Origin of the sequence: Halioglobus sp. HI00S01 (assembly GCF_001635445.1) — a bacterium.
GTDB lineage: Bacteria > Pseudomonadota > Gammaproteobacteria > Pseudomonadales > Halieaceae > Halioglobus > Halioglobus japonicus.
This window is the reverse complement of the sequence record NZ_LWEE01000025.1, coordinates 164951-183459: the sequence shown is the minus strand read 5'-3', so window position 1 is coordinate 183459 and position 18509 is coordinate 164951. Positions and strand designations below refer to the sequence as shown.

Annotated in this window: 15 protein-coding genes; 5 read left to right on the top strand and 10 right to left on the bottom strand. The window is 57.0% G+C overall.

Features of this window, described 5'->3' with window-relative positions:
• Positions 1-39: 39 nt before the first annotated feature.
• Genes A3709_RS05785 through A3709_RS05770 form a run of 4 tightly spaced genes read left to right on the top strand, consistent with a single transcriptional unit; the run spans position 40 to position 6790 of the window.
• Positions 40-2199 carry a DUF3604 domain-containing protein gene (locus A3709_RS05785; protein ID WP_082849922.1) on the top strand — a complete coding sequence of 720 codons (2160 nt, stop codon included), beginning with the start codon at positions 40-42 and terminating at the stop codon, positions 2197-2199.
• A gap of 24 nt (positions 2200-2223) precedes the next feature.
• Entirely contained in the window at positions 2224-2610 is a 387-nt protein-coding gene (locus A3709_RS05780; protein ID WP_066051419.1) for a DUF1330 domain-containing protein, read from the top strand.
• Positions 2611-2632: 22 nt separating this feature from the next.
• The gene (locus tag A3709_RS05775) at positions 2633-4756 is read left to right on the top strand and encodes a molybdopterin-dependent oxidoreductase (protein ID WP_066051416.1); all 2124 of its coding nucleotides are present in this window, start codon (positions 2633-2635) and stop codon (positions 4754-4756) included.
• Between the two features lie 54 nt (positions 4757-4810).
• Positions 4811-6790, top strand: a complete 1980-nt coding sequence (locus tag A3709_RS05770) for a DUF3604 domain-containing protein (protein WP_066051414.1) — start codon at positions 4811-4813, stop codon at positions 6788-6790.
• A gap of 2 nt (positions 6791-6792) precedes the next feature.
• On the opposite strand, the gene A3709_RS05765 is transcribed toward A3709_RS05770, so the two are convergent.
• The 3 genes from A3709_RS05765 to A3709_RS05755 are packed head-to-tail and all read right to left on the bottom strand — an operon-like array spanning position 6793 to position 8628.
• Complete coding sequence (locus tag A3709_RS05765) at positions 6793-7107, bottom strand: DUF1330 domain-containing protein (protein WP_066051411.1); 315 nt, start codon at positions 7105-7107, stop codon at positions 6793-6795.
• 27 nt (positions 7108-7134) lie between these two features.
• A complete protein-coding gene (locus A3709_RS05760; RefSeq protein ID WP_066051408.1) occupies positions 7135-8013 on the bottom strand; it encodes a haloalkane dehalogenase in 879 nt (292 codons plus the stop codon).
• 27 nt (positions 8014-8040) lie between these two features.
• On the bottom strand, positions 8041-8628 hold the full coding sequence (locus tag A3709_RS05755) for a TetR/AcrR family transcriptional regulator (RefSeq protein WP_066051406.1): 588 nt from the start codon (positions 8626-8628) through the stop codon (positions 8041-8043).
• A gap of 156 nt (positions 8629-8784) precedes the next feature.
• Here A3709_RS05755 and A3709_RS05750 point away from each other — a divergent pair, with 156 nt between their 5' ends.
• The gene (locus A3709_RS05750) at positions 8785-9174 is read left to right on the top strand and encodes an MAPEG family protein (RefSeq protein WP_066051402.1); all 390 of its coding nucleotides are present in this window, start codon (positions 8785-8787) and stop codon (positions 9172-9174) included.
• Positions 9175-9204: 30 nt separating this feature from the next.
• Here the strand turns inward: A3709_RS05750 and A3709_RS05745 are convergent, their stop codons facing one another.
• From A3709_RS05745 to A3709_RS05715, 7 genes are all read right to left on the bottom strand, one after another.
• Positions 9205-9864, bottom strand: a complete 660-nt coding sequence (locus tag A3709_RS05745) for a DsbA family oxidoreductase (protein WP_066051399.1) — start codon at positions 9862-9864, stop codon at positions 9205-9207.
• 98 nt (positions 9865-9962) lie between these two features.
• Positions 9963-11417: a sodium:solute symporter family protein gene (locus A3709_RS05740; RefSeq protein ID WP_066051396.1), complete on the bottom strand. Its 1455-nt coding sequence runs from the start codon at positions 11415-11417 to the stop codon at positions 9963-9965.
• Complete coding sequence (locus tag A3709_RS05735; RefSeq protein WP_066051393.1) at positions 11414-11986, bottom strand: gamma-glutamylcyclotransferase; 573 nt, start codon at positions 11984-11986, stop codon at positions 11414-11416. Before A3709_RS05735 ends, A3709_RS05740 begins: the two co-directional genes overlap by 4 nt.
• 337 nt (positions 11987-12323) lie before the next feature.
• The gene (locus tag A3709_RS05730) at positions 12324-13130 is read right to left on the bottom strand and encodes an enoyl-CoA hydratase/isomerase family protein (RefSeq protein ID WP_066051391.1); all 807 of its coding nucleotides are present in this window, start codon (positions 13128-13130) and stop codon (positions 12324-12326) included.
• An 11-nt stretch (positions 13131-13141) separates the two neighbouring features.
• Positions 13142-14899 carry an acyclic terpene utilization AtuA family protein gene (locus tag A3709_RS05725; protein ID WP_066051388.1) on the bottom strand — a complete coding sequence of 586 codons (1758 nt, stop codon included), beginning with the start codon at positions 14897-14899 and terminating at the stop codon, positions 13142-13144.
• The gene (locus A3709_RS05720) at positions 14892-16868 is read right to left on the bottom strand and encodes an acetyl/propionyl/methylcrotonyl-CoA carboxylase subunit alpha (RefSeq protein ID WP_066051385.1); all 1977 of its coding nucleotides are present in this window, start codon (positions 16866-16868) and stop codon (positions 14892-14894) included. Before A3709_RS05720 ends, A3709_RS05725 begins: the two co-directional genes overlap by 8 nt.
• 12 nt (positions 16869-16880) lie before the next feature.
• Positions 16881-18506, bottom strand: a complete 1626-nt coding sequence (locus A3709_RS05715) for an acyl-CoA carboxylase subunit beta (RefSeq protein ID WP_066051382.1) — start codon at positions 18504-18506, stop codon at positions 16881-16883.
• Positions 18507-18509 lie beyond the last annotated feature (3 nt).

Genomic DNA, 18509 nt, shown 5'->3' with positions numbered 1-18509 from the left:
TATGGCCGGCATCATGCACACCATAATGAGACAACAATAATGAAATCAGTGAGAATGATGCCTTGGGCGGCTGCCGTCGCGGCGGGGATGTTGGTGGGCTGTGGTGGTGAGCAGATCGCGCAGTCGGGTGATGCTTTCAGTGCGGCAGCGGATGTGCACGACGATCCACAGATTATCGAAAACACCGAGGAGATTGACAGTATTATCGTCGATATGAATGCCGATGGTGGTTTTACCCGCAAGGTGTTCGAAACAGAAACTGTGCTCATGGAGCGCGAAGCGGACCCTGGGGCGCCAGATGCCGAGGCTGCGTCGGATCGCAAGGCCTATTTTGGCGACCTACATGTGCATACCACGTACTCTTTTGACGGGCACTCCATGGGCACGCTGGCAACGCCCTATGACGCCTATCGGTTTGCACTGGGCGAGGCGATTGCCAATCCCGCGGGATTTGATATGCAGTTGTCGGCCCCGCTGGATTTCTACTCGGTCACTGATCACGCGATGTTCCTGGGTTTGTTTAATGCAGCATCAGATACCTCCACTGCGTTTTCACGCAATACCTTCGCCGAGCCCTATCGCGACTTTAACGCCGCTGAAAAGAATGGCACAGACATAGTCAGCACCTTGCGCCGCCTGGCGACATTTGCGAGTTTTCTGCCGACAGCCTCCGGCATGATTGCTGCGGGAGAATTGGATCGCGAAGAGGCGCTGGGCATTATTCGTGGCACCTGGGCAGATATCGTCGAAGCCGCAGATCAGTACAACGATCCAGGTAAATTTACGACGTTTGTCGGTTTCGAATACACCACGTCCACGCCGGATATGGGCAATCTGCATCGCAATGTGATCTTCGAGGGCAGCGAACGCCTGCCGCGAGAGCCTTTCTCTCGTTTTCACTCCACCAACCCGGAGGACCTGTGGGACTGGATGGATGAGTTGCGTGACATGGGCGTAGAGAGCCTGGCAATACCCCACAACTCGAATGCGTCCAATGGCCAGATGTTCAAAATGGTCGACTGGGCGGGCAATCCCATGGATGACGCTTACGCTACCCAGCGCCTGCGCAATGAGCCAATTGTTGAGATTACCCAGATCAAGGGTACCTCTGAGACCCACCCGCGACTTTCCAGTCGCGACGAGTTTGCCGGCTTCGAGATTCTGCCTTATCGCGTGGCGACCAATGCACTGAGCCAGATTGAAGGTTCTTATGTGCGTGAGGCACTGCGCACCGGGCTAACGCTGGAAGAGCAGGGTATCGCCAACCCCTATATGTTTGGCTTCATCGGCTCCAGCGACACGCATTCGGCGGCCAGCCAGCTGGATGAATCTACCTATGTTTCGAAGCTTGGCCTGTTGTCCGCACTACCTGAACAGCGGGGATCTGTGCCACGGCAGGGCCTCGACGGTGAGTTTTCGTATTGGTTTACCAAGGCAGCCATGACCCTGGTGCCGTCCCCCCAGGGCAAGGGTATGTTCACGCGTATTAACGGCGATGTTTATGCGCGTGGATCAAGCCCGCTGTATGGCGCCTCGGGACTAGCGGCGGTATGGGCAGAGGAAAATACCCGCGAGTCAATTTATCGGGCCTTTCGTCGCAAGGAGGTTTTTGCAACTTCTGGGCCGCGGATCTCGCTGCGATTCTTCGCCGGCTACGATCTGGACGACAGCATGCTGGAAAGTGCCGAAGCCGTGCAGCGTGCCTATACAACGGGCGTGAGCATGGGGGGTGAGTTGGCGGCGCCGTCTGGCCTCGAAGCCGAGCCGCAATCGCCAGGGTTTATTGTCATGGCTTCTGCCGATCCTCGCGGGGCTCCGTTACAGCGTCTGCAAGTGATCAAGGGCTGGATTGATGCTCAGGGCACTACCCATGAGCAGGTAGTTGATGTCGCCTGTGCTGGTGGCGCTGCTGTGGACCTTGTCACGCAACGTTGTCCCGATAACGGCGCCCGTGTTGATGTCAGTGATTGTTCCATCAATGTGGAGACCGGTGCCAGCCAGCTTGCGGTACTGTGGCATGACCCGGATTTTCAGCCCGGCCAGCGAGCTTTTTACTACGCCCGAGCGCTGGAGAACCCGACCTGCCGCTGGTCAACCTGGGATGCGATACGCGCAGGCGTGGATCCGAGACCTGATCTGGCCAGAACGTTACAAGAGCGGGCCTGGTCGTCCCCCATTCATTTTCTCGGCGCACAATGAGGCGCCTGTTTAAGGAGTTATGACATGTCCATTGAGCCTACTGATGAACAGCTTGCCGCCCTGGTTGAGCGTGATGGGGGTGGACCCATCAACATGTTAAATCTGCTCAAGTTTAAGGATCTGGCCACTTATCCCGACGGCAGCGACGCCGACTTGTCGGGGCGCGATGCCTACCTGCGCTATGGGGTGAAGGTTGCCGAGCTCATTGCTGCCCTGGGGGGAGCGTTTGTCTTCAGCAGCGAGGCAAACACGCTGGTCGTGGGGCAGAGCGACCTCGATTGGGACATGGTCGTTATCGTCAATTACCCGTCGGTGCAGGCGTTTCTCGAGATGACCGAAAGTCAGGCATATCAGGATCTCTACGTGCACCGGGAAGCCGGATTGGAAAGTCAGATACTGCTACAGTGTTAAACCGTAAAAACGGGAGAGAGCCATGACCGACGACGTCATCAGCCACTACCGGGCCTGCCACTTGTGCGAGGCCATTTGTGGTGTAGAAATAAAAACCCAGGGTGAGCAGATTCTTTCGATCAAGGGGGATAAAGACGACCCGTTCAGCCGTGGTCATATCTGCCCCAAAGCAACCGCCCTGGAGGACCTGCACTACGATCCTGATCGGCTGCGTATGCCAATGAAGAAATTGGCTGATGGCAGTTGGCAGGAGATCGAATGGGACGAGGCTTTTGCGACGGTTGCGGATCGACTGGCAGATATACAGGCGCGGTATGGCAACGATACGGTCGCGATTTATGCCGGTAATCCGAATGTGCATAACTACGGCAGCATGACTCACTCAGGCGTAGTGCGCAAAGCCCTGCAGTCGCGAGTTACGTATTCGGCGACCTCGCTGGATCAACTACCGCATCACCTGGCCGCATGGGCCATGTACGGCCATCAGCAGTGCCTGCCCATTCCTGATATCGATCGCACCCAGTTCATGTTGATCATTGGCGGCAATCCATTGGCGTCCAATGGCAGCATCATGACGGTGCCGGATGTTAAGAACCGGCTCAAGGCCATCCAGTCTCGCGGCGGCCGATTCGTTGTAATCGACCCGCGCCGCACTGAAACCGCTGCGATCGCCGACGAGCATCTGTTTATTCGCCCGGGCAGCGATGTCTTTCTACTCATGGCAATGATCCACACGCTGATCAATGAAGACCTGGTCGATCTCGGGCATCTGGCAGCGCACATCGATCACCTGGATGAGCTGCCAGAGATAGTCAGCGCGTTCACTCCGGAACTCGCCGAGTCGAAGACAGGCATTCCTGCTGCTACCGTCAGGGATCTGGCTCGTGAGATGATCAATGCCGAGGGTGCCGTTTGCTATGGCCGTATGGGCGCTTCTGTGCAGCAGTTTGGTGCTTTGTGCCAATGGGCGATTCAGGTCATTAATATTCTCAGCGGCAATCTTGATCGCGAGGGTGGGGCGCTCGTATGCTCACCCGCATTCGGCTATATCACTAGAGGCGAAAAGGGCGCAGGCAGCCTTGGTAGATTTACGTCGCGCGTTCGTGGCCTCCCTGAATTTGCCGGTGAACTGCCTGCAGTAACCATGGCTGAGGATATTCTAACGCCAGGGGAAGGTCAGTTGCGGGCCATGATGACAATTGCGGGTAATCCGGTGCTTTCGGCCAGTAATGGCAGACGCCTGGATGAGGCCTTCGAGTCGCTGGATTTCATGGTGTCAATTGACTTTTTCATTAACGAAACCACCCGTCACGCGGACATTATTTTGCCTCCGACAGGGCCGCTGGAACACGATCACTACGACCTCGCCTTTAACCGGCTTGCGGTGCGCAACGTCACCCGCATGAACGAGGCGGTCTTTGAGCCTGCCCCCGGCGCGTTACACGACTGGCAGATTATGAACGGCCTGGGGGTTGCCCTTGCGGCGCGTAAAGAGCTCGATGCCAAGCCGTTGCCGGCGCCTGATGTATTGATCGATATGGGTATTCAGGCAGGGTTTTACGGCGAGCAACAGGGCCATGCGCTGGCACTGACCCTGGATAAGATTCGCGCTCATCCCCACGGCCTGGACCTTGGGCCGTTGCAACCTTCATTGACTGAGAGATTGGGAACGGAGAGCGGTAAAATCGCGCTCGTGCCTGATTATGTGACCGCGGATATGCCGCGCCTTGCCGAAGTGGCGCAGACACAAAGCGACGATGGCCTGCTGCTGATTGGTCGTCGGCATGTGCGTTCCAATAACTCCTGGATGCACAATTCGCATCGCCTTGTGAAGGGCAAGCCGAGGTGGAAGCTGTTTATGCACCCGCAGGACATGGCCGAGCGTAACCTCAGCGATGACGACACGGTTGAGATACGTTCGCGGGTGGGTAGTGTCGTCACACAAGTCACTGCGACGGATGATATGATGCTCGGTGTCGTTTGCCTGCCACACGGCTGGGGGCATCAGCGTTCGGGGGTGAAACTATCCGTTGCAGCGCAACAGGCTGGGGTCAGCATTAATGATTTGACTGACGATCAGTTCGTTGACGAAGTGTCAGGGAATGCTGCGCTTAACGGCGTACCGGTCACCGTCACCGCGGCCTAGGGCGCTGCACTGCAAAGCGAATTCTAGAAAGAAAATTACAGAGGCATAGTAAGCATGTTGTTTCGAGGACATTTAACTTCCCGTAGCCGGTGTACAGGCGCGATCTCTCTGGTATTGCTGGGGCTCGCAGGGCCGGCCACTGCCCGGGAAGCTTGTGACAATTATTCGGAGCTGCGCCAGCCTTTCTTCGGCGACACGCACGTACATACGGCTTACTCTTTTGACGCCCGAGCGCAGGATACGCGGGCAACGCCAGCCGATGCTTACCGATTTGCCAAGGGTGAACCGCTGCTGATCCAGCCGTTTGATGAAAATGGTGTTGGCCAGCGCAAGATCCAGATCGATCGTCCACTGGATTTTACTGCGGTGACAGATCATGCCGAGTTTCTCGGCGAAGTTAAGGTTTGCTATACGCCGGGGCTTGAGGGTTATTCCAGTTGGCCGTGCATGATACACCGCAACATGTCTGTTCTCGGTATGCAGATGTTTAGTATGAAAACTGCGATCTACAAGCAGCGATTCGGTTTCTGTGATGACGATAGCGGTGAGGGTGCGCTGTGTGAGGAGCATGCACTCAGCCGCTGGCAGAATATTCGGGATGCTGCAGAGGAAGCCTATGATCGAAGCTCGGCCTGTAGCTTTACCAGCTTTGTTGGCTATGAGTGGACTGGTCTTACTAATCCCAATGCGGCGAACCTGCATCGCAATGTGATCTTCAAGAACGAGCACGTGCCCCCGGTGGCTAAAAGCTGGGTGGAGACGCCCTCTGTTGAACAACTGTGGGATTACCTTGAGCAGGATTGTGTGGCCGATACACCGGGATGTGACGCTGTCACCATTCCCCATAACTCCAATATCAGTGCCGGACTGATGTTCCAGAATCCAGCAGTGACCTCTGAAGCCGTGCCGGAGTTGCCGGTATCGCCCGAGCAGGCCCGGCGTAGGGCGCGCTGGGAGCCGCTGATTGAACTCACGCAGCATAAAGGTGAGTCCGAGTGCGATATTCGCCAGGCCGTGTGGGCCGGCGATGAGTTCTGCAATGAAGAAAAATTCAGTTACGACACATTCGGTGGTAAACCCACCGGGGTGAACGAGTGGATTCCCGACTGGCTGCGCGGCACCGCCGGCGATCTTGTGCCACCGACGGAACTGCCCACCGCAAACAACTTTGTTCGCTGGGCATTGAAAGAAGGCCTGCGTCAGCAGGCGGGTATGGGTGTGAATAGCCTGAAATTTGGTCTCAGTGCGGCCACCGATACGCATATTGCGGCACCTGGTTTGACCCAGGAGAAAGGCCATCCCGGCCATGGCGGTGCGGGCCGGGGCGCGAAGGAAGCGATTGTCGGATTGCCCGACGAACTGGAAAACAGCCCGGGCGGACTGACGGTGCTGTGGGCAGAGGAAAATACCCGCGAGTCATTGTTCTCGGCCATGCAGCGTAAAGAGGCCTACGCCACCAGTGGTACACGTCCGCTGTTGCGGTTCTTTGGCGGTGCTGATCTCGATCCCAACCTGTGTGCCAGCGATGCTATGGTCGCCAATGCTTATGCGCAGGGCGTACCTATGGGCAGCGATCTTCCCGCGGCTGATGCGCCGCCGCGTTTTCTGGTGGCGGTGAGTCAGGATCCGGGAACTGTGGATTACCCTGGAGCGGCCTTGCAGCGCGTTCAGATTGTGAAGGGCTGGTACAAGGATGGTGAAGTGCACGAACAGGTGCTCGATGTGGCCGGGGGGGACAACGGCGCCAGTGTTGACTTGAAGACCTGTGAACGCACAGGCGAAGGACATGCACAGTTGTGTAGTGTCTGGGAAGACCCTGCCTTTGACCCTGCGGCGAATGCATTCTACTACGCCCGGGCACTGGAGAATCCCAGCTGTCGCTGGAGTCAGTATCAGTGCAATGACGCCGGCGTGGACTGTGATGATCCCTCAACCATTACTGAGGGCTATGAAGACTGTTGTGTGGCGGAGCACCAGCGCACGGTGCAGGAACGGGCATGGTCGTCACCGATCTGGTACACCGCCAGCAAGTAGCGCTAGCCTCTGGGAGGTAATCCGTGCACGAGGGTAAGCGACACCAGTGTGGTGGCCGCACGCCGATGTTCGGACAGCGCCTGGTACTCCGCATCGTTGTACCAGGCTTCGGCGGCGTCAGCCGACGGGAATTGGAAGATCACCATGCGGCCCTCTCTGGGGTCTGTACCTTCGAGGTGTTTGACGTTGTCATCGAAGGTGAAAAACGATCCCCCATGCTTTTTCAGAATTGGGAAAAATCCTTTCTCATAATTTAGGTACTCGGCCTGGTCGTGAACAATCAGGTTGGCGACTACATAGGCGGGTGCTTCAGACATTATTGTTTCCTTAAGTGGTGTGTGGGGTTATATGCTTTTCAGCCAGGCGGCCACTGCCTGTCCAATGTCTACTGGCGAATCTTCCTGAATGAAGTGCAGGCCCTTTACCGTGACTTCCTGCTGGTTGGGCCAGGTGCGGCAGAATTCGCGCTGTGGGCCGACCAGGATAGAGCCGGGCTCGGCGTTAACAAAGAGCTTGGGAAAAGGCGCCGCGCTCATAAAAGCGCCGTATTCCTCGACCAGTTCCACGATATTCGCAGGATCGCCTTCAATGGGGATCTGGCGCGGCCAGTTAAGCAGTGGCTGGCGTGAATCGGCGTCGGTGTGGGGGGCGCGATACGCGTCCATTTCTGTCTCTGTCAGGGTGCGAAGAATGGAGGAGGGTAGGACGCCCTCGATAAACATATTGCGATTGAGAATGAGGTCTTCGCCTTTTTCCGAGCGGAAACCCTGGAAAATACCCACGCCGCTCGCTGGCCAGTCCGCCCACTTGACGGGTCTGACAATGCCTTCCATATAGGCGACGCCTTTGACCTGATCAGGGTGGCGCATGGCCCACATAAAACCGATGGCGCTGCCCCAGTCGTGGATGACCAGGGTAACGTTCGTCTGGGCGTCAATGGTCTCCAGCAGGCCTGCCACGTAATGATAGGCAACCTCGAGGGTATATCGGTCCGTCCCCTCGCTGGCCGGTAACTTTTCTGAATCGCCCTGGCCGATAAGATCCGGGACGATAACTCTGCCAGAGTTAACTAACTCCGGAACCACGTTTCGCCACAGAAACGATGAGGTGGGGTTGCCGTGCAACAGTACAATCGGGTCGCCTTGCCCTTCTTCGATGTAGGCGATTTTCTTACCTGCGACGGTGGCTGTTTTTTTTGTGTAGGGCATGGTTTCAGATCGCATGATGAGTATCCCGCTTCTTTAGGGTATTCAGGCCGCCTGCTCGAGCATCGACAGGCTGTTATCGATAAGGTGTTGTAACTCGGCTGGCGAGTGGGGTCGTCGACACTGCACCCGCAGGCCGAGGTTGAGTGTCATGACCAGCGCGGCAAGGGTTTGTGGATCGAGATGTGAAGTCGACGCCCCGCTGCTTAGGTCAGCGGTAAATGCGCGAACAAACGCGTTCTCGATAGCGTCGAGTTTATCGGTCGCCAGTTCACATAACTCGCTGTCGACATCGGCTAGCTCCAACACGGTATTCACCATCATGCAGCCCTGCTGCACTTTATTGGGCGATACCTGCAACATTGTTGATTCGAAAAACGCACGCGCGAGCTCCGTCGCGGAGCGGTCCTCTGCGTGCCGCTCAACCATAGTGAGTGTGCGGTCGCCGAACATTATCAGGCACTCAACAAACAGCTCTCGCTTGGTGCTATAGCTCGCGTAGAAACTGGACCGGGCGATGTTCATTGCTGCAAGTAAGTCCGGGAGAGAACATGCGGTATAGCCTCTGGCCCAGAATAGCTTCATCGCCGCCTCAAGGGCCTTGGTGCGGTCAAATTCTGCGGAGCGGGGCATGGCGGCCTCGTGTATACGTCAAAGAAGAATTATATTGTACCGATTGGTACAAAAAGGCAAGTGGACGTAAACCCCGATACAGCGAGCAGATGATAGCCGTAAGCCTCCCGAGCCGTTTACAATGGGCTGGCACGATAACAAAACCCGGGGAATTCCATGCAAGACGTTCTGCAAATACACACGACGCTAATGTTCGCTGCACTATTCGGCATACTGCATGTGATCTTCACGCTGCGGGTAGGGGCATACCGTTTCAAGTCAGGAATCAGCCTGGGTGATGAGGGCGATAAGGAATTGCGCAATCGGATTCGGGCACATGGCAACTTTATCGAGAACGTCCCCATCGGCCTTATTCTGCTGTTGCTCAACGACTTGAATGGCTTGTCTGATACTGTGCTGATGGCGCTCGGCTCGGTACTGTTGGCGGCCCGAGTGCTGCACTACGTGATGATCGTCTCCCGATCGCTGCCCATCGTGCTACGTCCGATCTCCATGCTCGGCACTCTGGGTTCAATCCTGACCCTGGCGATTCTGCTACTGGTGTAGCCGGGCGCAGTGGCGGCGGTACGCACCGAGTCAGGCAACTGATTCCTTCTCATTGATCTTGCGCAGGACGCGAACAAAGGTTTCCGCGTCCTGTGCCCCTGGAACCTGATACTTATTGTTAAAGATGAAGGTCGGCACCGCGTGAATGCCCTGATCAAGCCAGTGTTCGAGCTCTGCGTTCACTTCGTCTGAGAACGTTCCCTGTAACAGAACCAGACTCGCCTCATCCTCGGGCAATCCTGCCTCTGCCGCTGTTGCGGCCAATACCTTTGCATTGCTCACGTCTTTCCTGTGGCTGAAAAAGGCGGTAAACAGGGCCAGCTTCATTTCAGTCTGGCGGCCTTTCAGTCCCGCCCAATGTAGGAGCCGATGAGCGTCGAATGTATTGACCATGCGCATGTCGTCAAAGTAGTCAAAACTGAACCCCAGGGATTCGCCCAGGTCCGTCAGGCGCTGTCTGGCGGCTATACTCTGTTCTGCGGTGGAGCCATACTTCATCATCAGGTGTTCGCGCAGATTCTGTCCTTCAGGCGGCATGTGCGGATTGAGCTGAAATGGATGCCAGCGAATGTCCATATCGCCCACTTCCGGGGTTGCCTGTAACGCTTTCTGCAATTGCTTGTAGCCGATGATGCACCAGGGGCATACAACGTCGGATACGATATCGATGTGAAATGTATGCTGACTCATGGTTATAGCCTCAGGCTTTTTCTGTGGCCACTGATTATGATCACTTGCACCTGGCATGCAAGGGCTGCCCGAAAGTGCGCAGCCTGGTCGCCGCCGGATCAGCGTCGAGCTGGCTTGCGGGTACCTTTGTTGTAGAGGTATTGAAGCAGTGCCAGCGTCAGCAGATTGATAGCCAGCGCCCATATGCCACTGTGGATGTCTGTAAGCGGCGAAAGCTGTGGCCATGCCCGCAGAGCAACAGCGACAGCGCAACCTGTCAGCAGACCTCCCATTATTGCTTCAGTGCGTAGTTGCGGCATGCGTAGGCCCAGGACCACGGCGGGAAAGACCTGAATAACCAGTTCCAGCTTCAGCACCAGTAGCGACCAGATGGTGTTGGGAAGCAAAATAGCCATGGCTGCCATTGCTGCCATCATCATCCATGTGAGGCGTCGGCCTATCCGGTGTAAACGCGGCTGCGGAATCTCGGGGTAACGCCGAGCAATGACATCCTTATTCACGATTGAGCCCAGCGTAAGCAGGCCGGAATCAATCGTCGACATGATGGCGGCTATGGCTGCACCCATGTAGAGCGCAAGTAGCCAGCTCAAGCTGCTACCATCGGTGAGCAGATCGCTAATGGCGATGACGACTATCTGTTCGCTTTCAGCGCGATTCAGATCGCTGAACCACTCGGCGCCGCTGATACCGATGAGAAACAGCGGTAGTGTGGTGAGCAGCGGCATAAAAAACATAAGCGTATAAGACCGGCGCAACGTGGTCTCACTGCGGGCTGCATAGATGCGTTGAATCGCCTGCGGATACACTGCCGCGCCGAGCGCAATCAGTAGAACGAGGCTGATAAACTGGTGCGTTGGCGCTGGCTGAGAGAAAAAACGGGCTGTTTCAGTCAGTAGTAGTTCAGGGTGGTTCATTAAACCGGTATCGGTGCGGCCCAGTAGCAGAAAGAACACAATCAGGCTGCCACCCATGAGCATCAGGCCCTGGATCATGTCGGTCCAGATAACGCCGCGCATACCCCCCAGGGTTTCATAAACCGCCATGATAATGCAGACCAGAACAATGGCCTGGGCAAAGCTCAACAGGCCACCACTGGCAGTAGTCAATAACAAGCCGATGGCCTTCAGGTTGCCGAGGATAAACGTTACCAGAACTACCACAAACACAGCGTTTACCGTGTAGAGCAGTGCGTTGCTCTCATAGCGCCACAGAATGTAGTCACCGACGGAGATAAACTGCTCTTGGCGTGCGATGCGGTGCAGTTTTGGCGCATAGAGCAGGTAGATCAGCACAATGCTCATCACGCCGATAATAAACGCGCCGGCCATGATGCCGTCGCGGTAGGCTTTGCCGGGCAGTGCGAAAAAACTGTTGCCGCTGTACTGGGTAGCGTACAGCGTGAAGAACAAACTCATCACTCCTAGCGATCCGCCGGCGAGGTAATAGTCTTTGAGGCTGGATTCGGCGCTGGCGCGTCTTGCGAACCAGCCGATTGCGAGCAATGAGCAGAGATAGACAATGACCAGCACGGTCCCGGTGCTGTCGAGAATCATAATGTCGTTGTTGTTTGTTCGTCGGTGAGCAGTCGTTCCAATTCTGCGATGTGTGGATCGGGGTCGCCCAGTTCGCGCAGGGCTTCGGCCAATTGCAGCGCGTAGTCGCGATTGCTGCCACTGGGGCCGTGTGCTCGGGCGATGTGCTGCGCGAGTTCCGGCATAGGGGCCGGGCCGAGGTAGGCGGGATTGTCGCTGTCGGCAACATAGATTACACCGGCCACCTGGGTGTTGTCACTGCGCAAGGTGATCAGTCCATTGAAGCGCTGGTAGCCGTTCTTCTCACGGTAGTCGAGATGTTCAAACACCTGATGCTCAACCAGGTAGGCGACGCCGTGGCAAACCCGGCCCGGTGCCGGGAGCAGGGTAACTACACGACCTGGAGCCTCCGGCGTGCCGCGATGATCGTGAGAGCCCTGCCAGAATCGCCGCTCCCAGCCCGTAATGCTCGCTATTTCTCGCCGCAGGAAAGGAAAGTCCACTTTGTAGATCAATGAGCCATAGCCAAATACCCAGGCAGGCTTGTGCAGGACGCGGGACTGGCGGTGGCCGGNGAGGGGGGCACTCATTGGGTTTGTCTGACATCGTACATGTTGGGCCAGTATATCGGGCTCCCGAGTTGCTGTGGAGAGCAACATCGTTTGTGCAAACTATATGTGGAATTTACTGGTCAATCCCGGGGGCGTTGACCAATTAGCGTGCGGCGCCTATAGCTTTTATGCCCCTTGTTGGAGCAGAAACAATGATCAATAAACGATATGCGTTCTTCACTTTGGTGGTAGCGATTATGGGTTGGTTTCCAGCGACTATCGCCTAAGCCGCAACAGACAGTGACGCCATAATGCAGCGATTGCTGGCGTTGGAGGGTGCCGTCCAGTGATGGGAGGCCAGGTAGCAACGACCCAGTCAGTTCCAGTTGGGCGCGCGCTTTTCGAGAAAGGCACTAATGCCTTCCTTGGCGTCCGGGCTTTGCAGGCATGCGTTTAGTTGTTCACGCAGGTAGGGTAGGGCACTGTCAAAGTCCATGCTGTCCTGGGCATTAAAGGCCGCCAGCCCCATACTCATTGAGCCGGGAGCGAGACTGGCCAATTCCTCTGCCAGCGCTGCCACATGTGTCTGCAGCGCTTCGGCCGGTACCGCGGTGTTAATCAATCCGTATCTTTCTGCCTCTATGGTACCAATAGGGTTGCCGCGCATAATGAAATCCAGCGCGGCCCGTTGCGGCATGATCCGGAACAAACCGCCCATTACCATAAACGGCCAGATTCCCCGTTTGATCTCGGGAGCCGAAAACTGCACACCTTCAGCGGCGATGGCGTGAGTGACATTGCACAGGAACAGCAAGGCGCCGGCAAACAGGTTGCCGTGAACGCAGGCAATAGACGGTTTGTTGAGATGGCGGAAGCGCAGGGCGATATCGTCCAGATTACCACGCACCGGTACGGTAGAGGCCGTCTCACTGGCCTTGCCGCTCATGGCGGCCAGGTCGCCACCAGCACAGAAAATATCGCCGTTGGCAGCCAGTACCACTGCGCGAATGCCGCGCTCCTGCTTGGCGTAATCCAGTGCATAGATGATCTCCGCAGCCATCGTGGGGTTAATGGCATTCTTGCGCTCAGGTCGGTTTAGCGTGATCGTGAGTACGTGGTTTTTCTCTTCCAGTTCGACGGTCTCAAAGTGAAGTTCGTTGAGTGAGAGTTGTTCATTGCTCATGGTTGCTGTCTCTACTTTGCCAGATCCGCTGGCACATCAATGAGTTTGGCGCGCAGATATTCGCCCATGGATTTGGCCTGCGGGTCAGTGCGTACTGAGGATGCCACGCCCTCGCCGAGAATACCCTTGATAAAAAAGTTCAGCGAATGAATGTTGGGCAGTTCGTAGCGCTCAATGTCGAACTCGGCGGTTTCGGGCATGAGCGTTTTGAGCCGTTCCACCGTCAGGAATTCGTGGAGAAATCCGTAGGCCTGTTCGCTGGTAGCCCAGACGCCGACGTTAGCGCAGCCGCCCTTGTCGCCGGAGCGCGTGCCGAACAAGCGTCCAAAGGGCAAGCTCACAGGGGCGCCCTGGGGGGCAGCGGGCACAGGTGCCGATGCAAACTCCGCTTCAATCGCTGGCAGGCCCAACTGTGATGTGGGTTTAACGTCAATCACCTGACCGTTTACGTGCACATGTTCAGTGACGTGGCTGCTGTCGATGAGTGCTGGCCAGTACGCGAGAAATGTGTCGCCATTGTCGATCGGGTTCATCGGTCCAAAGCCAGGAATGTTGGCCAGTGCGAGTTCGATCATCTTCGCGCTGAACAAGCGCCCGACAAGATCCTTGTCACGGGACTTGCATACGATGCGCAGCCGGGCGAAGGCCTCTTCATTGATGCTGGGGTTTTTTTTGTCCGTGCGCAGCAGTTCAATCGTCACATCGTCGAACTGTTCCTTGCCGCCAATACTGTTGAAGAAGGTTTCGCTCAGTATCTTGGCCTTTTCTTCAATATCCAGGCCGGTCAGCAGCAACTCGAAACCGTTGCGGAATCCGCCCAAGGTGTTAATGCAGACCTTGTGTGTTTTGGGAGGGGCCGAACCCTTGCAACCGCTGATATACACACGGTCTTCGCCAACCTGCTCAATTTGCAGCGAGTCAAAGTGGCCGATGACATCGGGGTTTTTGTAGGCGGGGTCACTGATCTCGTACAGCAACTGCGCCTTTACCGTGCCGACAGAAACGAGGCCGCCCGTGCCAGGGTGCTTGGTAATGGTGCAGTGACCATTGGCCTCAATCTCAGCGATGGGGTAGCCAGGGTTGTCGAAGCTGGGTACTTCCTGGAAGAACGCGTAGTTGCCTCCGGTAGCTTGCTGACCACACTCGATAATGTGGCCGGCGGCGAGTGCACCCGCCAGGGCATGGTAGTTATCCCGTTGCCAGTTAAACTTCCAGGCCGCCGGACCGATCACTACAGCTGCATCGGTGACGCGGGGACAGACCACCACATCAGCGCCCTGGTCCAGGGCCTCCTTAATGCCCCAGGCACCCAGGTAGGCGTTGGCGGTGAGCATCGTGTTCTCGGTGTCGACCAAGTTGATGCCGGTATCCATGTTGGTAAACGTTTCGCCACTCTCACCCAGCGCCTCCAGGCGCGGGGCAATATCGTCGCCATCGATGTAGGCAACATTTGCCTGCAAGCCTTGCTCGGCGGCAATGTCTTCGATGGCTGCCGCCATAGCGGCGGGATTGAGGCCACCGGCGTTGGTGACAATTTTGATGTTCTTCTCCAGGCACAGTGCCAGAACATCCTTCATTTGCTTGAGAAAGGTGCCCACATAGCCGGTGTTGCGCGACATTTTCTGGCTGTAGAGAATCGCCATGGTAAGCTCGGCGAGGTAATCACCTGTCAGCACGTCAATAGGACCGCCCTCAACCATCTCACGGGCCGCGGACAGCTTGTCCCCATAAAAACCACTGCAGTTGGCGACCTTGATTACATCAGTCATCGCTTTGTTCCCCCTCGATGGTTGCCAGCAATTGCTTGGATTTCACCTGCTGGCCCGTTTCGCAGCTGATCGCCGTCACGATGCCGCTAATGCCTGCCTTTAGGGCATGCTCCATCTTCATCGCCTCCAGAACCACCAGGGTCTGTCCAGCTTCGACAGTATCACCTTCCGTGACCAGTACATCGACAATCGCGCCGTCCATGGACGCTTTTAGTTGGCCGCTGCCTGCGCCTCCCGCAGCCGCGGCAGGCTGGTAGGTGACGTCCTCGATAATGAAATGACCGGTGCCGTCATCCAGATACAGCGTGTGGCCTGCAAACGCAAAGCGCATGGATTCGCGCACACCATTGTCGATATAGACGCACTCGGAATCGCTGAGGGCGACCAGGGTCAGGGAGTGACGCTCCTCTTCAACTGCAACTTCGTAGCTGCCGTTGCCTTCTGTGATCGCGATGGCCTGGGCTTGCCCATCGAAGGCCAGCTGGTAGGTGGTTGCCGCTGCAGCCGGGTTATGCCAGCTCGCGTCGCTTCCCGGACCGGCCGCAGTAGCCTGAGCCTGGAAGAGCAGGGCGGCCCGCGCGAGCGTGGCTTCCCCCGGCTTCTTCTGGTCCATACTGATGTCAGCACTGAAGTGCTGTTCGATAAATGCCGTGGTTGCTTCACCTTGAGCAAACACTTCGTGGCGCAAAACATTCTGCAGAAACAGCTTGTTGTTGTTCATGCCCAGCAGCTGGGTATCCTGAACGGCAGAAGCCAGGCGCCGGATAGCCTCCGCACGATCGCTGCCATAGGCGATGACCTTGGCAATCATTGGGTCATAGAAGGGGCTGACCTCCTGACCCTGCTGGATGCCGTGGTCCATGCGCAGTCCCGCGCGCTCGGGGTATTCCCACAGGCGCACCGTGCCGGTCTGAGGCATGAAGTTATTGCGGGGGTCCTCGGCGTAAAGGCGAACTTCCACCGCGTGTCCGCTCAGAGAGACTTCGTCCTGTGTCAGCGGTAGTTGTTCGCCGGAAGCTACTTTCAATTGCCAGGCGACCAGGTCTTGCCCGGTGATCAATTCGGTCACCGGGTGCTCTACCTGCAGGCGAGTATTCATTTCCAGGAAGTAGAAGTTCTTGTCCTTGTCGACCAAGAACTCTACCGTACCGGCCCCGCGGTAGTTGCAGGCTTTGGCTGCATTGACCGCCGCTTCGCCCATACGTTGGCGAAGCTGGGGATCTACAAAGGGCGAAGGGGCTTCTTCCACAACTTTCTGGTGGCGGCGCTGAATGGAGCAGTCGCGTTCCCCCAGGTACGCCGCATTGCCGTGCTCGTCTGCAAACACCTGGATTTCCACGTGACGTGGTTCGAGTACCGCTCGTTCCAGAATCAATTCCCCACTGCCGAAGGCGCTCTCGGCCTCTGAGCGTGCGGTGCGAATTTGTTCTGCCAGCTCACTCGCCTCAAACACCAGCCGCATGCCGCGGCCACCACCACCGGCAGAGGCTTTCACCATCAGCGGGAAGCCGATGTCAGCGGCCTTGGCGAGCAGCGTGTCGTCGGATTGGTCGGCATCCTGGTAGCCGGGAATACACGGCACACCTGCTTCGATCATGGCGATCTTGGATAGCCGCTTGCTACCCATTAATTCGATCGCATCGGGACGCGGGCCGATAAAGACAATGCCTGCGTCTTCGCACGCACGGGAAAAATCCGCATTTTCCGAGAGGAAACCATAGCCCGGATGAATTGCGTCGGCGCCTGTCAGCCTGGCGGCCTTAAGAATGTTGTCTGCTACCAGGTAGGATTCATTCACGGCGGCCGGGCCTATGCATACCGCCTGGTCGGCTTCGCTCACGTGCAGTGCATTCGCGTCGGCTTCACTGTAAACAGCGACGGTGCGATAGCCCATATCCCGAGCCGTGCGAATGACACGCACGGCGATTTCCCCGCGATTGGCGATCAGTAGTTTAGTAATCTTACTCATGATGCTGTTCCCTTACAGACGACCGACGCCAAAGGTATTGGTGTTGACCTGACGATCATCGCCCTCGCGGCACACGCTCAGCGCAAATGCCACGACTGAGCGCGTGTCCGCGGGGTCGATGATGCCGTCGTCCCAGATTCTGGCGGTATTGGCCAGGGCATTGGAGCGCGCTTCCATATCCTGGATGGTTTCCTGCTCCAGTCCGTCGATAAAGGCCAGGGTATCTTCGTTCAATTCGCCCCCGGAGCGAAGTACCTTTGCCTCGGCCACCTGGCGCAACACGCTGCCCGCCTGGGCGGGGCCCATGACGGAGACAACACTGCGTGGCCACGCAAACAGGAAACGAGGGTCCATGCCGCGCCCCGCCATGGCGTAGTTTCCTGCCCCATAAGAGCCAGCGATGAGAATCGTGATCTTGGGCACTGTACAGTTGGTGACGGCCTGAATGAACTTTGCACCGTGTTTAATGATGCCTGCCTGCTCTGGTTCGGTACCTACCAGAAATCCGGTTGTGTTCGTGAGGAACAGCAGAGGGGTACCGGACTGTTCACACAGTTGGATAAACTGCGCGGCCTTGGCTGCGCCCTTGGCAGTGATCGGACTGTTATTACCGATTACTCCACACGGGTAGCCTTCCACCTCGATGTGGCCGCACAGTGTGCCGTTGTCGAAATCACCTTTGAACTCCAGAAAGTCGGAGCCATCGGCGACCCGAGCAATGACCTCGCGCATGTCAAAGGGGGTTTTCGCATCTTCAGGAACGATGCCGCGCAGTTCCGCCGCCGGGTATAGCGGGGCAGCATGGTCGATTTGCGGTGGCAGGGATTGGCGCTTATTCCAGCCGAGTTTAGCGGTGATATCGCGCGCGATGCGGATGCCGTCGGCGTCATTCTCCGCCAGATAGTCGTTGGTGCCAGCGATCTCACTGTGCATCTCAGCGCCACCAAGCTCTTCATCTGTGGCGATCTCACCTGTAGCTGCCTTGAGCAGTGGTGGTCCCGCGAGATACATCGTAGATTGCTTGCGCACCAGTACCAGATAGTCGGAAAGCGTTGGCTGATAGGCTCCGCCAGCGGTGGCACTGCCGTGCACCACGGTAATCTGCGGGATACCTGCCGCGGAAAGGCGACATTGTTTGGCAAACATGGCGCCGGATGTGCCGAAGGTATCACCGACCAGCTTCAGGTTGCCGCCGCCACTCTGGGACAGGTTGACCATGGGCAGTTTGTTCTCCAGGGCAAGGTCCAGCATCCGCATGCGCTTGAGGCCGCCCAGCGGAGAGATGCTACCGCCTTTGGTCAGGTAGTCGTCTACGGCCACCACACAACGTACACCTGAAATGTAGCCAATGCCGGCGATGTAACTGCCACCCGCTGCGGAGCCGTCAGTGTCCTCTTCCTGCATGTAGCCACACAACGTCGACAACTCCAGGAACGGTGAGCCCGCATCAAGCAGCAGGCTCAGGCGCTCGCGCGGTGGTATCAGGCCTTTCTTGATGTAGCGGGGGGCCTTGGCCTGAGCCGCTTCAATCACGCGCCGCTCGATGCCGCGAAATTCATCGACGGCGGCGGTCATGACCTTATGGTTGTTCTGATAGTCCTCGGACTGGGTATCCAGCTGGGATTCGATGACAGCCATAGT

What these genes read in the sequence shown, in the direction of transcription:
- A3709_RS05775 (WP_066051416.1), top strand. Translation starts at nt 2,633, where the DNA reads ATGACCGACGACGTCATCAGCCACTACCGGGCCTGCCACTTGTGCGAG.
- A3709_RS05730 (WP_066051391.1), bottom strand. Translation starts at nt 13,130, where the DNA reads ATGAGCAATGAACAACTCTCACTCAACGAACTTCACTTTGAGACCGTC.
- A3709_RS05755 (WP_066051406.1), bottom strand. Translation starts at nt 8,628, where the DNA reads ATGCCCCGCTCCGCAGAATTTGACCGCACCAAGGCCCTTGAGGCGGCG.
- A3709_RS05780 (WP_066051419.1), top strand. Translation starts at nt 2,224, where the DNA reads ATGTCCATTGAGCCTACTGATGAACAGCTTGCCGCCCTGGTTGAGCGT.
- A3709_RS05750 (WP_066051402.1), top strand. Translation starts at nt 8,785, where the DNA reads ATGCAAGACGTTCTGCAAATACACACGACGCTAATGTTCGCTGCACTA.
- A3709_RS05785 (WP_082849922.1), top strand. Translation starts at nt 40, where the DNA reads ATGAAATCAGTGAGAATGATGCCTTGGGCGGCTGCCGTCGCGGCGGGG.
- A3709_RS05720 (WP_066051385.1), bottom strand. Translation starts at nt 16,868, where the DNA reads ATGAGTAAGATTACTAAACTACTGATCGCCAATCGCGGGGAAATCGCC.
- A3709_RS05770 (WP_066051414.1), top strand. Translation starts at nt 4,811, where the DNA reads ATGTTGTTTCGAGGACATTTAACTTCCCGTAGCCGGTGTACAGGCGCG.
- A3709_RS05740 (WP_066051396.1), bottom strand. Translation starts at nt 11,417, where the DNA reads ATGATTCTCGACAGCACCGGGACCGTGCTGGTCATTGTCTATCTCTGC.
- A3709_RS05725 (WP_066051388.1), bottom strand. Translation starts at nt 14,899, where the DNA reads ATGACTGATGTAATCAAGGTCGCCAACTGCAGTGGTTTTTATGGGGAC.
- A3709_RS05715 (WP_066051382.1), bottom strand. Translation starts at nt 18,506, where the DNA reads ATGGCTGTCATCGAATCCCAGCTGGATACCCAGTCCGAGGACTATCAG.
- A3709_RS05760 (WP_066051408.1), bottom strand. Translation starts at nt 8,013, where the DNA reads ATGCGATCTGAAACCATGCCCTACACAAAAAAAACAGCCACCGTCGCA.
- A3709_RS05765 (WP_066051411.1), bottom strand. Translation starts at nt 7,107, where the DNA reads ATGTCTGAAGCACCCGCCTATGTAGTCGCCAACCTGATTGTTCACGAC.
- A3709_RS05745 (WP_066051399.1), bottom strand. Translation starts at nt 9,864, where the DNA reads ATGAGTCAGCATACATTTCACATCGATATCGTATCCGACGTTGTATGC.